The organism is Streptomyces sp. CHD11, assembly GCF_018638295.1.
Lineage (GTDB): Bacteria > Actinomycetota > Actinomycetes > Streptomycetales > Streptomycetaceae > Streptomyces.
Genome location: NZ_JABTTS010000043.1, coordinates 26,958 through 40,784, shown reverse-complemented (window position 1 = coordinate 40,784; position 13,827 = coordinate 26,958). Strand labels below are relative to the sequence as shown.

Annotated in this window: 10 protein-coding genes and 4 tRNA genes; 5 read left to right on the top strand and 9 right to left on the bottom strand. The window is 69.7% G+C overall.

The genetic code is table 11. From position 1 onward, the window contains the following. The first annotated feature begins 10 nt into the window (after window positions 1-10). Together purF and purM are read left to right on the top strand one after the other, a co-directional pair. Window positions 11-1,537: an amidophosphoribosyltransferase gene (gene purF / locus HTV45_RS31410; RefSeq protein ID WP_215209298.1), complete on the top strand. Its 1,527-nt coding sequence runs from the start codon at window positions 11-13 to the stop codon at window positions 1,535-1,537. A gap of 33 nt (window positions 1,538-1,570) precedes the next feature. After that, a complete protein-coding gene (gene purM, locus HTV45_RS31405; RefSeq protein WP_215209297.1) occupies window positions 1,571-2,638 on the top strand; it encodes a phosphoribosylformylglycinamidine cyclo-ligase in 1,068 nt (355 codons plus the stop codon). A gap of 132 nt (window positions 2,639-2,770) precedes the next feature. On the opposite strand, the gene HTV45_RS31400 is transcribed toward purM, so the two are convergent. Then, the gene (locus tag HTV45_RS31400; protein ID WP_215209296.1) at window positions 2,771-3,022 is read right to left on the bottom strand and encodes a DUF3073 domain-containing protein; all 252 of its coding nucleotides are present in this window, start codon (window positions 3,020-3,022) and stop codon (window positions 2,771-2,773) included. A 318-nt stretch (window positions 3,023-3,340) separates the two neighbouring features. Continuing rightward, window positions 3,341-4,429: a Glu/Leu/Phe/Val dehydrogenase dimerization domain-containing protein gene (locus HTV45_RS31395; protein ID WP_215209295.1), complete on the bottom strand. Its 1,089-nt coding sequence runs from the start codon at window positions 4,427-4,429 to the stop codon at window positions 3,341-3,343. Window positions 4,430-4,677: 248 nt separating this feature from the next. On the opposite strand from HTV45_RS31395, the gene HTV45_RS31390 reads away from it, so the two are divergent. Further along, on the top strand, window positions 4,678-5,520 hold the full coding sequence (locus tag HTV45_RS31390; protein ID WP_215209294.1) for a hypothetical protein: 843 nt from the start codon (window positions 4,678-4,680) through the stop codon (window positions 5,518-5,520). Window positions 5,521-6,060: 540 nt separating this feature from the next. After that, window positions 6,061-6,267: a developmental transcriptional regulator BldC gene (gene bldC / locus HTV45_RS31385; RefSeq protein WP_003949541.1), complete on the top strand. Its 207-nt coding sequence runs from the start codon at window positions 6,061-6,063 to the stop codon at window positions 6,265-6,267. Window positions 6,268-6,703: 436 nt separating this feature from the next. Here the strand turns inward: bldC and HTV45_RS34635 are convergent, their stop codons facing one another. The 7 genes from HTV45_RS34635 to HTV45_RS31355 all read right to left on the bottom strand — a co-directional run bounded on the left by HTV45_RS34635 (window position 6,704) and on the right by HTV45_RS31355 (window position 13,364). Further along, window positions 6,704-6,892: a DUF6274 family protein gene (locus HTV45_RS34635; RefSeq protein ID WP_251693200.1), complete on the bottom strand. Its 189-nt coding sequence runs from the start codon at window positions 6,890-6,892 to the stop codon at window positions 6,704-6,706. Between the two features lie 232 nt (window positions 6,893-7,124). Beyond that, a tRNA-Asp gene (locus HTV45_RS31380) sits at window positions 7,125-7,199 on the bottom strand. Window positions 7,200-7,291: 92 nt separating this feature from the next. Continuing rightward, entirely contained in the window at window positions 7,292-11,272 is a 3,981-nt protein-coding gene (hrpA, locus tag HTV45_RS31375; RefSeq protein WP_215209293.1) for an ATP-dependent RNA helicase HrpA, read from the bottom strand. Window positions 11,273-11,366: 94 nt separating this feature from the next. Then, window positions 11,367-11,440 (bottom strand) — tRNA-Phe (locus HTV45_RS31370). A 24-nt stretch (window positions 11,441-11,464) separates the two neighbouring features. Beyond that, a tRNA-Asp gene (locus tag HTV45_RS31365) sits at window positions 11,465-11,539 on the bottom strand. A 37-nt stretch (window positions 11,540-11,576) separates the two neighbouring features. After that, a tRNA-Glu gene (locus HTV45_RS31360) sits at window positions 11,577-11,649 on the bottom strand. An 80-nt stretch (window positions 11,650-11,729) separates the two neighbouring features. Further along, entirely contained in the window at window positions 11,730-13,364 is a 1,635-nt protein-coding gene (locus HTV45_RS31355) for a metallophosphoesterase (RefSeq protein ID WP_215209292.1), read from the bottom strand. An 84-nt stretch (window positions 13,365-13,448) separates the two neighbouring features. Here HTV45_RS31355 and HTV45_RS31350 point away from each other — a divergent pair, with 84 nt between their 5' ends. Then, on the top strand, window positions 13,449-13,799 hold the full coding sequence (locus HTV45_RS31350) for a metallopeptidase family protein (RefSeq protein WP_189557072.1): 351 nt from the start codon (window positions 13,449-13,451) through the stop codon (window positions 13,797-13,799). Window positions 13,800-13,827 lie beyond the last annotated feature (28 nt).

The following is a 13,827-nucleotide window of genomic DNA, read 5'->3' as shown; positions in this document are numbered from 1 at the left end:
ACTCGGAGGCGTGCCACGTGGTGACGGACGACTCAACCACGACCTGCTCCCCGGAGAGAAGGGCCCCCAGGACGCTTGCGGCGTCTTCGGTGTCTGGGCTCCGGGCGAAGAGGTCGCCAAGCTCACGTACTTCGGGCTGTACGCCCTCCAGCATCGGGGCCAGGAATCCGCGGGTATCGCGGTCAGCAACGGCTCCCAGATCCTCGTCTTCAAGGACATGGGCCTGGTGTCCCAGGTCTTCGACGAGACCTCTCTCGGTTCGCTCCAGGGTCATATCGCGGTCGGTCACGCCCGCTACTCGACCACCGGTGCCTCCGTGTGGGAGAACGCCCAGCCGACGTTCCGTGCCACCGCGCACGGATCCATCGCGCTCGGCCACAACGGCAACCTGGTCAACACGGCGCAGCTCGCCGAGATGGTCGCCGAACTCCCCAAGGAGAACGGCCGCGCCCCCAAGGTGGCGGCCACCAACGACACCGACCTGATCACCGCCCTGCTGGCCGGCCAGCGCGCCGCCGACGGCGAACCGGTGACCGTGGAGCAGGCCGCGCACGTGGTCCTTCCCAGGATCAAGGGCGCCTTCAGCCTCGTCTTCATGGACGAGAACACCCTCTACGCGGCCCGTGACCCGCAGGGCATCCGCCCGCTGGTCCTCGGCCGTCTGGAGCGTGGCTGGGTGATCGCTTCCGAGTCCGCCGCCCTCGACATCTGCGGTGCGAGCTATGTCCGCGAGATCGAGCCGGGCGAGTTCGTCGCCATCGACCAGAACGGACTGCGAACGACCCGGTTCGCGGAAGCGAAGCCCAAGGGCTGTGTCTTCGAGTACGTGTACCTGGCCCGTCCGGACACCGACATCGCCGGCCGGAACGTGTACCTCTCGCGCGTCGAGATGGGCCGCAAGCTCGCCAAGGAGGCCCCGGCCGAGGCCGACCTCGTCATAGCGACCCCGGAATCGGGCACCCCGGCCGCCATCGGCTACGCGGAGGCGTCCGGCATCCCCTTCGGCGCCGGCCTGGTCAAGAACGCGTATGTCGGACGGACGTTCATCCAGCCGTCGCAGACCATCCGCCAGCTCGGCATCCGCCTGAAGCTGAACCCGCTCAAGGAAGTCATCAAGGGCAAGCGCCTGGTCGTGGTCGACGACTCGATCGTCCGCGGCAACACCCAGCGCGCCCTGGTCCGCATGCTCCGCGAGGCGGGCGCCGCCGAGATCCACATCCGGATCTCCTCGCCGCCCGTGAAGTGGCCCTGCTTCTTCGGCATCGACTTCGCCACCCGGGCGGAGCTCATCGCCAACGGGATGACCATCGACGAGATCGGCACCTCGCTGGGCGCCGACTCCCTGTCGTACATCTCCATCGACGGCATGATCGAGGCGACCACCATCGCCAAGCCGAACCTGTGCCGCGCCTGCTTCGACGGCGAGTACCCGATGGACCTGCCCGACCCCGAGCTTCTCGGCAAGCAGCTCCTGGAGACCGAGCTGGCCGCCGGCACCGCCGCCCCGGCCTCGGTCGACGCGATCCGCCGCCCGTAAGCCCTGACGGACGACACGAAAGCTCTCACAGCCATGTCCCAGAACACTGGTGCCAGCTACGCAGCGGCGGGCGTCGACATCGAAGCGGGCGACCGCGCGGTCGAACTGATGAAGGAGTGGGTGAAGAAGACCCGGCGCCCCGAGGTCCTCGGCGGCCTCGGCGGCTTCGCCGGCCTCTTCGACGCCTCCGCCCTGAAGAACTACGAGCGTCCCCTGCTCGCCTCCGCCACGGACGGCGTCGGCACCAAGGTCGACATCGCCCGGCAGCTGGGGGTCTACGACTCCATCGGGCACGACCTGGTCGCCATGGTCATGGACGACATCGTGGTGTGCGGCGCCGAGCCGCTCTTCATGACCGACTACATCTGTGTCGGCAAGGTCCACCCCGAGCGGGTCGCCGCCATCGTCAAGGGCATCGCCGAGGGCTGTGTACTGGCCGGCTGCGCCCTGGTCGGCGGCGAGACGGCCGAGCACCCCGGACTGCTCGGCCCGGACGACTTCGACGTCGCCGGCGCCGGCACGGGTGTCGTGGAGGCCGACCGGCTGCTCGGCCCGGACCGCATCCGTACGGGTGACGCGGTGATCGCCATGGCGTCCTCGGGTCTTCACTCCAACGGCTACTCGCTCGTCCGGCACGTGCTGCTGGACCGCGCGGGGCTGGCCCTGGAGGCCCGGATCGACGAACTGGGCCGCACCCTCGGCGAGGAGCTCCTGGAGCCCACCAAGATCTACTCGCTGGACTGCCTGGCGCTGATGCGCACCACCGAGGTGCACGCGTTCAGCCACGTCACCGGCGGCGGACTCGCGGCCAACCTGGCCCGCGTGATCCCCGAGGGGCTGCACGCGCACGTGGACCGCTCCACCTGGACGCCCGCTCCGGTGTTCGACCTCGTCGGGCGGACCGGTTCGGTCGAGCGGCTGGAGCTGGAGAAGACCCTGAACATGGGCGTCGGCATGATCGCGATGGTGCCCCAGGAGTCCGTCGACGTGGCGCTGACGACGCTGGCCGACCGGGGCGTGGACGCCTGGGTGGCCGGCGAGATCACCGACCGCGGCGAGCACACCACCGGCGCGGCCCTCGTCGGTGACTACGCGAGCTGAGCACCGGGACGCTGCCCGCGCCGCGAGCGGGCGGGCAGCGCACCGGACCGTGGCACCGGTCCGGAATTCCCGGGCAACACTGAACCCGGCCGGTGACCGGGGTCACCTACCGGGTTCATGCTCAGCGCAAAGTCACGCGCCGCGACGCTGCTGCGGAGACGGGCCGTCCCCGCCCTCGTCGTCTTCCTCATAGAGGTCGGCGTACCGTGCGTACAGTTCGTCGTCCTGCTCATCGTCCTCGAAACGCTCACCATTGGGTGGTGGTTGGTTCGATGGTGATGCACCCAGCTCCTCAGCCAGGCGTGAGAGATCAGTCCCACCGCTGTTGTACTTCAGCTGGCGGGCGACCTTCGTCTGCTTGGCCTTGGCCCGGCCGCGCCCCATGGCTCGACCCCCTCAACGACGGGGCTCGACGGCCCCAGAGTCTTGACACGCGTTCATGGTCCAGAACGGTCTCTCCATGGAGAGACCGGTCCGTAGGGCTTCCACGGTACCTGAGCCCGCGCCCATCCGGTACGTCGCCCGCATGACGGGCCCGTGCCCAGGACCCTCGAGGTGCCTTGTCCTCGCTGGTCAACCGCGATTTTAACCACTTCTCGACGGTCGACCCGCCGGGAGAAGTGAGAGTTCTCTCCAAGGGCCCGCCCGCGGGTACCGCTCACACGTACGAGGGCGGCCCGGAGCGGGCCGCCCTCGTACGGCTCAACGGCCCGGACGCGCCTCCGCCATCCGCTGCTCGGCGATCCGGTCGGCCGCGGCGGCCGGCGGAATCCCGTCGTCCTTCGCACGTGCGAATATGGCGAGCGTGGTGTCGAAGATCTTCGAGGCCTTCGCCTTGCACCGGTCGAAGTCGAAGCCGTGCAGCTCGTCGGCGACCTGGATGACACCGCCGGCGTTCACCACGTAGTCCGGCGCGTAGAGGATCCCGCGGTCGGCGAGGTCCTTCTCCACGCCCGGGTGGGCGAGCTGGTTGTTGGCGGCGCCACAGACCACCCGGGCGGTCAGCACCGGGACACTGTCGTCGTTCAGTGCCCCGCCCAGGGCGCACGGGGCGTAGATGTCCAGGCCCTCGGTGCGGATCAGCGCCTCGGTGTCGGCGACGGCCGACACGCCCCGGGGGTGACGGTCGAGGATCCGGCGCACGGCGTCCTCGCGCACATCCGTGATCACGACCTCGGCGCCCTCCGCGCGCAGGTGCTCCACCAGGTGGTGGCCGACCTTGCCGACGCCCGCGACGCCGACCTTGCGGTCGCGCAGCGACGGGTCGCCCCACAGGTGCTGGGCGGCCGCCCGCATGCCCTGGTAGACGCCGAAGGAGGTGAGCACGGAGGAGTCACCCGCGCCGCCGTTCTCGGGGGAGCGGCCGGTGGTCCAGCGGCACTCGCGGGCCACGATGTCCATGTCGGCGACGTAGGTGCCGACGTCGCAGGCGGTGACGTACCGGCCGCCGAGCGAGGCGACGAACCGGCCGTAGGCCAGCAGCAGCTCCTCGCTCTTGATCTGCTCCGGGTCGCCGATGATCACGGCCTTGCCGCCGCCGTGGTCGAGACCGGCCATGGCGTTCTTGTACGACATCCCGCGCGCGAGGTTCAGCGCGTCGGCGACGGCCTCCTCCTCGGAGGCATACGGGTAGAAGCGCGTACCGCCGAGGGCGGGGCCCAGCGCGGTGGAGTGGAGGGCGATGACGGCCTTGAGGCCGCTGGCACGGTCCTGACAGAGCACGACTTGTTCGTGGCCCCCCTGGTCCGAGCGGAACAGGGTGTGCAGGACGCCGTCAGATACGTCGGTCACTGTGGTGACTCCTGAGTAGAAGCGGCGGGTGGGTCGGCCCCCGCGGGGTCCCCCGCGCTTGTGGCAGTGGGGGAGGGTGGCGGGGGCTTGTGGGCACGAGATTAGATCCTGGGACGCCGGTCGGTGGCACCGTGTCGCGGATCACCTCCGTCCGGAGTACCGCAGTGCGGCGGATTGTCCCGGTTCACCACCCGTCCGGGGCGCGTGCCGGCAGGTTTTCGCGGCGGTCCGCGGGGGAGGGAGCAGGCGTGCCCAAGGTGTCCTCGGTGATCGTCCCCTATGCGACCTACCTGCGCGTGTACGAACCGCTGGCCGCCTTCCCGGAACCGGAACGCGGCCACTGGGCCCGTTACGCGCGCCGCCCGGACCGTCCCTCCTACCAGGACGAACTCCGCCGTTCGCTGGCCGACCTGGCGCCCACCCCGCCGGTGCCGGTGCCGGTGCACGAGAGCGACGACGCGTTCGTCCTGGAGGCGGACGGCGTGGTCTGCGTCTGCCCGTGGCGCACCCGGCTGCGCGGCTGGCAGGCCCTGGGCGAGCTCGCCGAGGACTTTCCGCTGCCGGTCCTGGACGCGCTGCTTCCCCCGGTGGTCCGGCGTCAGGCCACCCAGGACTACGAACGCTGGCTGGCGGGCCATCCCGACGCCCGGCCGTGGATCCGCACCGCGACGTGGCAGGTGCCGATCAACTGGTTCGTGCTGTTCGAGGACGGCGAACGGGAGTACGGCAGGGGCTCGGCCGGTGAGGCGCCCTTCCTGCGGTACCGGACCCCCATGGTCCAGGCCCGCCGGCGGGTGGCGCGCGGACTGCGGGCCCTGCGGGACGCGATGGACGAGAGCCTGCTGATCGACGGACTCGTGGACGTCGGACGGTGGCTGGAGGAGTTCCACCCGCGCTCGCGGGTCGAGCTGGACTACGGCGGGCTGGTGCACGCCCTGCCGGCCGGCTCCCTCGAGGACGACCACTCGGCGGCGGACGTGGCCGAGGGGATCGCGGCGCTGCGGCGCGGGGACGAGGAGGGGGCGGGGGCGGCCTACGGGCGCCTCGTGGAGCGCTGGAGGTCGGTGCGTGACCTGCGCTCTGCGAACTGACGTTTGACCAAACGCCCTTCTTGGGGTTTTGTCATCGCCCTGAGGATCCTGAGATTCCGTCAGTGCGAGCCCGACAACGGACGTAGTCGCCGATCCCGGTCCTATGCCTCAAGCGTGGCAAGCGTGACGGACCGCACTTACGCGACCCTTGCGTCCCTTGCCCACCCTCATGCCAAAATAGGACAAGGAGTCCGGGGAGGGCTCCTCCGTCCTGTTGTGCTCGACTATGGGCGGAATCTCTGCATTGCACGCTTTGGGGGGTCTGATGACTCCTGATCGCTGGTGTGACTGATCGTCACAGCGGCGTGACTGTCCGCTATGGCACGGTCCATCGGCTTCCGCGGCTGATGAACACCTGGGAGGGCAATTCCATCGGTTTGGCCGACGTGGTTGGACAGATGGTGTAGTTGTAGTGCCGAGGACAAGCCGTTCGTCCTATAACCGACTCGACTCGCGTCCGCCATTTCGGGCAACGCGGGTCAAGGTGCAGAATTTAGAGGAAAGAACCGAGAAGGTTCGGTTCTCCCGAGGAGGCCGCTCATGACCGCTCGCACCCCTGATGCCGAGCCGCTGCTGACCCCGGCTGAGGTCGCCACCATGTTCCGCGTCGACCCGAAGACGGTCACGCGCTGGGCGAAGGCTGGCAAGCTCACGTCGATCCGCACGCTCGGCGGGCACCGCCGCTATCGCGAAGCCGAGGTCCGCGCACTGCTCGCGGGCATTCCGCAGCAGCGCAGCGAGGCCTGAACAACCGCATGAACCGGGCGCAACCGGCTGGTCCCCCACTGGTCGAGACGCCCGTGAACCTCAGCTCCAAGCGACGCGGGGACTGCCCCAACAGGCCCCTCGCCCAAGCCGATCAGAGCTTTCCAGGCAACTGAACACGGGTGCGTCGTCGATCGCGCTGGACTCCGCCGGGTCCAGCGCGATCTTTTTTGTGCGCTGCTGGTGGGCCGGCGGCGCCTCCGGCGAGTGTGGGGGGTGTTCTGTGTGCGGGACTGTCCGAGCCTGGGGGCGGCTGAGGGGTCACCTCGGTACGGGCCGGGACGGACCTCCCCGAGTAGTGCAATTGCACATATTAAATTGACTGGTTGTAGGGCGGGTGTAAGTACCGCACTTTCAGAAACTCATGCGGTGACACCCGTCACATACCAGTCGGCTTGTTGAGCCTGTGGCATATGCGCTAGAGGGAACGCCCGTTGGGCGGGGCTTGTTCCCCGGCCGGTTCCGGCGGGCGGGGCGGGCGGTCCAGCGCGAGCCGCAACAGGCGGTGGCAGACGGGACAGTGACGCGTCAGATGCCCGTACGACGACGCGGCCGACAGATGCGCGCGGAGCAGCGCCCGCGTCCTGTGCCCAGCCGATGCCGGCATGCGCCACCTCCAGGGGTTCCACGGGGTCGTGCCCTGCTTCCTGGAGTACCGGGAGACCTGCGGGCCCGTCAAGGCGGCGCAGGGCCGCAGAAGGGCGCACAGGGCCCCGGGGCGTGCGCGGGGGCCCGGTCGCGCGAGAAGGCCCGTCGCGCGAAGGAGCCCGGGTCCGAAGACCCGGGCTCCTTCGTACGGAAGGCCCGCCCTCTCGCGAGGTACGGGCCTTCCTGTGCTGCGGTCCTGACGGGATTTGAACCCGCGGCCTCCACCTTGACAGGGTGGCGAGCACTCCAAACTGCTCCACAGGACCAGATTCGCGGCGCCATTCGTGCGTTGCGCTGCGAGAAGGACTGTACAGGAGCGGCCGCCCCCCGGTCGAACTCACCGTGTGTGCGGGCGCGGTCACGGCACCGCCGCGTCGATCGCCTTCACGATCCGCTTGTCCGACACCGGGTACGCCGTGCCGAGCGCGTGGGCGAAGTAGCTGACCCGCAGCTCCTCGATCATCCAGCGGATGTCCAGGACCTGGCGCGGCACGGGCCGCCCCCGCGGCAGCTGTTCCAGCAGCCACGCGTACTCGTCCCGCATCTCGTGGACCTTCGCCATCCGCGTGGTGTCCCGCTGCGCGTTCGCCGCCATCTGCTGGAGCCGCCGGTCCGCGGCCACCAGATAGCGCATCAGGTCCGGCAGCCGCCGCAGCCCGGCCTCCGTCACGAAGCCCGGCCGTACGAGCCCGTCCAGCTGCGTGCGCACGTCCTGGAGGTTCGCCAGCAGCGCGGGGCTGCGCACACCCTTCAGGCGGCGCTCACAGGCCTGCCAGGCGGCCAGTACCTGCTGCACCTGGTCCACCGCGCGCACCGTCGTGTCGACAAGGTCCGCGCGGACCTTGTCGAACAGCTTCCGGAACGACTCCTCGTCCCACACCGGACCGCCGAAGTCCGCGATCAGCCGGTCCGCCGCGGCTGTCGCGCAGTCCTCGAACAGGGCCTGCACCGAACCGTGCGGATTCGCGGACAGCGCCAGCTTCTGGGGGTTGGTCAGCTTTTCGGAAGCGAACTTCGCGGGGTTCACCGGGATCCCGAGCAGGATCAGCCGCCGCGTGCCCCTCCACATCGCCTCCGCCTGCTCGGCCTCCGAGTCGAACAGCCGGACCGAGACCGAGTCACCGTCGTCCACCAGCGCCGGATAGGCCTTCACCGGCTGACCGGCACGACGGGTCTCGAACACCCGGGTGAGCGAACCGATCGTCCAGTCCGTCAGTCCCCGACGCTCCAGCGACTCACCGCCCTGGCGCTGCGCGGTCGCGGCGGCCGCCTGGGACAGCGCCTGGCGCGCCTTCGGCCGCAACCGGACCTGGAGCGCCTCCAGATCCTTGTCCTCGGCGAGCTTGCGGCGCCGCTCGTCGACGATCCGGAAGGTCACCTTCAAGTGGTCGGGAACGCGGGACCAGTCGAAGTCCTCCGCCTCGAACGGCACTCCGACCATCCGCTTCAGCTCGCGGGCCATCGTCACCGTCAGCGGCTCCTGCGACGGCACCGCCCGCTCCAGGAACGCCCGGGCGAAGTCCGGCGCCGGCACGTAGTTCCGGCGGATCGGCTTGGGGAGCGAACGGATCAGCTCCGTGACGACGTCCGCCCGCAGCCCCGGGATCTGCCACTCGAAGCCCTCGTCCGTCACCTGGTTCAGTACCTGGAGGGGAATGTGGACCGTCACACCGTCCGCGTCCGCGCCCGGCTCGAACTGGTACGTCACCCGGAACTTCAGGGGACCCTGGTGCCAGGTGTCGGGATAGTCGGCCTTGGTGACCGATCCGGCCGATTCACGGATCAGCATCTCCCGCTCGAAGTCGAGGAACTCCGGCTGCTCGTGCCGCTTGTGCTTCCACCAGGAGTCGAAATGCGCCCCGGAGACCACGTGGTCGGGGATCCGCTGCTCGTAGAAGTCGTACAGGGTCTCGTCGTCGACCAGGATGTCCCGGCGCCGCGCCCGGTGCTCCAGCTCCTCGACCTCGGTCAGCAGCCGCCGGTTGTCCGCGTAGAACTTGTGGTGGGTACGCCAGTCGCCCTCGACCAGCGCGTTGCGGATGAACAGCTCCCGGGAGACCTCCGGATCGATGCGGCCGTAGTTCACCTTGCGCTGCGCCACGATCGGCACGCCGTACAGCGTCACCTTCTCGTAGGCCATCACGGCCGCCTGGTCCTTCTCCCAGTGCGGTTCGCTGTAGGTGCGCTTCAGCAGATGCTCCGCGAGCGGCTCCACCCACTCCGGCTCGATCTTCGCGTTGACCCGCGCCCACAGCCGGGACGTCTCCACCAGCTCGGCCGACATCACGAACCGCGGCGGCTTCTTGAACAGGGCCGACCCCGGGAAGATCGCGAACTTGGCGTTGCGCGCGCCCAGGTACTCGTTCCGGCCGCCGTCCTTGCGGCCGCCGCCCTGACCGGAGTCCTTGGACTCCTTCACGTCCTTCATACCGATGTGCGAGAGCAGACCGGACAGCAGCGACACATGGACGCGGTCCTCCGCCGCGTCGCCCTCGTTCAGCTGGATGCCCATCTGCCGGGCGACCGTCCGCAGCTGCGTGTAGATGTCCTGCCACTCCCGGATCCGCAGGAAGTTCAGATACTCCTGCTTGCACATCCGCCGGAACGACGAGGAGCCGCGCTCCTTCTGCTGTTCACGGACGTACCGCCACAGGTTGAGGAAGGCCAGGAAGTCGCTGGACTCGTCCCGGAAACGGGCGTGCTGCTGATCGGCCTGGGTCTGCTTGTCCGCCGGCCGCTCGCGCGGGTCCTGGATCGACAGCGCCGCCGCGATCACCATGACCTCGCGGGCGCAGCCGTTGCGGTCCGCCTCCAGCACCATGCGCGCCAGCCGGGGGTCCACCGGCAGCTGTGCCAGTTTCCGCCCGGTCTCGGTGAGCCGCTTGCGCGGGTCCTTCTGCGCCGGGTCCAGCGCCCCCAGCTCCTGCAGCAACTGCACACCGTCACGGATGTTGCGGTGGTCCGGCGGGTCGATGAACGGGAACTTCTCGATCTCGCCCAGGCCGGCCGCCGTCATCTGCAGGATCACCGAGGCGAGGTTGGTCCGCAGGATCTCCGCGTCGGTGAACTCCGGGCGGGTGAGGAAGTCGTCCTCGCTGTACAGCCGGACGCAGATGCCGTCCGACGTACGGCCGCAGCGGCCCTTGCGCTGGTTGGCGCTCGCCTGCGACACCGGCTCGATCGGCAGCCGCTGCACCTTGGTGCGGTGGCTGTAGCGGGAGATACGGGCGAACCCGGGATCGATGACGTACTTGATGCCCGGCACGGTGAGGGAGGTCTCGGCCACGTTGGTGGCCAGAACGATCCTGCGTCCGCTGTGCTGCTGGAACACCCGGTGCTGCTCGGCGTGCGACAGCCGCGCGTACAGCGGCAGCACCTCGGTCGACCGGTACCGCTTCTTCGTCAGCGCGTCCGCCGTGTCCCGGATCTCCCGCTCACCGGAGAGGAACACCAGGATGTCGCCGGGCCCTTCCGCCATCAGCTCCTCGACGGCGTCCGTGATCGCCGTGATCTGGTCCCGGTCGGCGTCGTCCGAGTCCTCCTCGAGCAGCGGCCGGTACCGCACCTCCACCGGATAGGTGCGCCCGCTGACCTCGACGATCGGGGCGTCGCCGAAGTGCCGGGAGAAACGCTCCGGGTCGATCGTCGCGGAGGTGATGACGACCTTGAGGTCCGGCCGCTTCGGCAGCAGCTGCGCCAGGTAGCCGAGCAGGAAGTCGATGTTGAGCGACCGCTCGTGCGCCTCGTCGATGATGATCGTGTCGTAGGCGCGCAGCTCACGGTCGGTCTGGATTTCCGCGAGCAGGATGCCGTCGGTCATCAGCTTGACGAAGGTGGCGTCCGGGTTCACCTGGTCGGTGAAACGGACCTTCCAGCCGACGGCCTCACCCAGCGGGGTGTCCAGCTCCTCGGCGACCCGCTCCGCGACGGTACGGGCGGCGATCCGGCGGGGCTGCGTGTGCCCGATCATGCCCCGGACGCCCCGGCCCAGCTCCATGCAGATCTTCGGGATCTGCGTGGTCTTGCCGGAGCCCGTCTCACCGGCGACGATCACGACCTGATGATCACGGATCGCCTCGGCGATGTCGTCCTTCTTCTGGCTGACGGGGAGCTGCTCCGGATACCGGATACCGGGCACCCGGGCGCGCCGTGCCGTCATCCGCTCCGCGGCCGCGGCCACCTCCGTCTCGATCTCGGCGAGCACGGCGTCGCGTGCCTCCGGCTTACGGATCCTGCGTGCACCCTCGAGCCGCCGTCCGAGCCGGTGCGCGTCGCGCAGCGACAGCTCGGTGAGACGGGAGGCGAGGGAGCCGAGAGCGGGGGCAGAGTGCGTAGACATACGGACTCCAGGGTCTCATCCCGCGGAAATACGCGGCCAATGATTTTGCCGGGACACACAACAAGGCCCCGATCGATGATCGGGGCCTTTGCTGTGGCTGGGGCCGGGGTCGAACCGGCGACCTATCGCTTTTCAGGCGATCGCTCGTACCAACTGAGCTACCCAGCCGTGGTGTTTCACGTGAAACACCAGCGGTCCTGACGGGATTTGAACCCGCGGCCTCCACCTTGACAGGGTGGCGAGCACTCCAAACTGCTCCACAGGACCAAGCGTGTCGTACGACAGTGTCGCACAGGGTGGTGCGTGCCCCCAACGGGATTCGAACCCGTGCTACCGCCTTGAAAGGGCGGCGTCCTAGGCCGCTAGACGATGAGGGCTATCGGCCCGCCTGGGCGCCTTGCGGCGCGTCGGGGACGTCAGAAGCATATGGGATGGCGGGAGGGTTCGCCAAAACGGTTTACGGCGCGGGGGTCGAGCGGCTGCCCGGGGAGGGGGTCGGCGCGGTGGCCGGGGGAGCGCCGGAGGGGGAGGGCGAGGGACCCGAGGGGGACGGCGAGGTCTTTGCGCCCGGCTGGTTCTCCTCGGGAAGGTGCCGGCTGACCTCCGCCGTGGTCAGGCCGAGTCCGCCCAGTTCGATCGAGTCCCAGGCCTGGAGGCGGCGGCTGTCCCGGTCGAAGTAGAGGATCGACGTCTCGATGGGGTCGGGGTACTTGCCCTCGATGGCGCGCAGGCCGCTGCCGCCGGTGGAGCCCTCGACGCGGAGCCGGGTGCCGTACCGCATGACCTTGGTCTCCTCGCGGTGGAGGTGACCGGCCAGGACCAGCGGCACGGTGCCGTCGACCTCGCGGGCCGCCGAGGGCTCATGGGCGAGTGCGACGTCCACCGGGGTGCCGGCGGCGCGCTGGTCGCGCAGGGCCGAGGCGAGCCGGGCGCCGGCCAGTTCCTGGGACTCCTCGGCGCCGGTCCTGGTCGAGCGGTCGGGGGTGAACTGCGGGTCGCCGATGCCCGCGAAACGCAGTCCGGCGACGGTCTTCGCCCTGCCCTCGTCGAGGACGTGGACGTTCTTCATGCGCTCGAGATAGCGCTGGGTGACGAGCGAGTCGTGGTTGCCGCGGACCCAGACATAGGGAGCGCCGAGGTGCTCGACGGGGTCGAGGAAGCCGTTCTCGGCGGCGGTGCCGTGGTCCATCGTGTCCCCGGTGTCGACGATCACGTCCACCCGGTACTGCTCCACCAGGGAGGCGATGATCTTCCAGCTGGCGGGGTTGAGATGGATGTCGGAGACGTGCAGGACGCGCAGCGTGGTCGGGTCGGGCCGGTAGACGGGGAGGGTGGAGGTGGCGTCGTAGAGCTTGGTCACGTTGGTGACGAGGCGGGCCAGCTCCTGCTGGTAGACGTCGAACTCGGTGACGATGCTGCGCGCGTCGCCGACGAGTGAGGGGGCCGAGGAGAGCAGGCCGGAAAAGCGGGGCTCCAGGACCGAGTCGGGGTTCCAGGTGGCGTACGCGGTGCCTCCGGACGCGGCCAGGAGGGTGAGGGCGAGGCCGCCGGCGGCGAGGGCCCGGCGGGGGCGGCGGTAGACGATCAGACCGAGCGCGGTGGCACCGGTGACGACGGCCACGCAGGAGCGTACGGCGAGGTCGGCGGTGCCGCGGGCGATGTCCTGGGTGACCTCGTCCTGGAGGCCGGAGAGGCGCTCGGGGTGGTCGACCAGGGCCTGGGAGCGTGCGGGGTCGAGCTGGTCGACGTTGACGTCGAGGCGCACGGGGGCGGTGTGGCTGTCGAGTTGGAGGGCGCCCAGAGGGGAAACGTTGATCTTGGTGCCGCCGGACAAGGAGGGGCGCAGCGCCATCGTGGTGTCCATGGGGCCGACGGGGACGCGCACGTTGCCGACGACGAGCAGACCCAGCCAGGCACCGAGAACGACCACGGCCACGAGCACCGGAGCACGCGTCCAGGGGCGCACGGCCGGGGCGAGGGTGGTGGTCCCGGTCGGGGGCGCGGACCGGCGGGAGCGGCGGGGGGACAGGGCCCGCGGGAGCCGTGGGAAGCGGCGGAGGGCGTTCTCGACGAGGGTGGGGACGCGGGCCATTGGTCCCGTATGCCCATCTGGCGCGGGGGATATGCGGGTGTCCCGCGCATCTCGTACGGACGGCCCGTACCCGACAATGGCTCTGTGCTGGAGATGACGCGCGAGATGTTCGAGGAGCTGGTCTCCGAGGCGCTGGACCGGATTCCGCCGGAGCTGATGCGGCTGATGGACAACGTCGCGGTGTTCGTCGAGGACGAACCGCCGGCGGACGATCCGGAGCTGCTCGGGCTGTACGAGGGGACTCCGCTGACGGAGCGGGGTGAGTGGTACGCCGGAGTGCTGCCGGACCGGATCACCATCTACCGGGGGCCCACCCTGCGGATGTGCGAGTCCCGGGAGGACGTGGTCGCCGAGACGGAGATCACGGTGGTGCATGAGATCGCGCACCACTTCGGGATCGACGACGCCCGGCTGCACGCGCTCGGCTACGGATAGGAGGGCGGCCCCGGGTGGTCCGGGGGCC

Bases quoted from the DNA above. Each gene is read 5' to 3' on its own strand.
- purM (WP_215209297.1), top strand. From the start codon at position 1,571: ATGTCCCAGAACACTGGTGCCAGCTACGCAGCGGCGGGCGTCGACATC.
- HTV45_RS31400 (WP_215209296.1), bottom strand. From the start codon at position 3,022: ATGGGGCGCGGCCGGGCCAAGGCCAAGCAGACGAAGGTCGCCCGCCAG.
- bldC (WP_003949541.1), top strand. From the start codon at position 6,061: ATGACCGCTCGCACCCCTGATGCCGAGCCGCTGCTGACCCCGGCTGAG.
- HTV45_RS34635 (WP_251693200.1), bottom strand. From the start codon at position 6,892: ATGCCGGCATCGGCTGGGCACAGGACGCGGGCGCTGCTCCGCGCGCAT.
- hrpA (WP_215209293.1), bottom strand. From the start codon at position 11,272: ATGTCTACGCACTCTGCCCCCGCTCTCGGCTCCCTCGCCTCCCGTCTC.
- HTV45_RS31355 (WP_215209292.1), bottom strand. From the start codon at position 13,364: ATGGCCCGCGTCCCCACCCTCGTCGAGAACGCCCTCCGCCGCTTCCCA.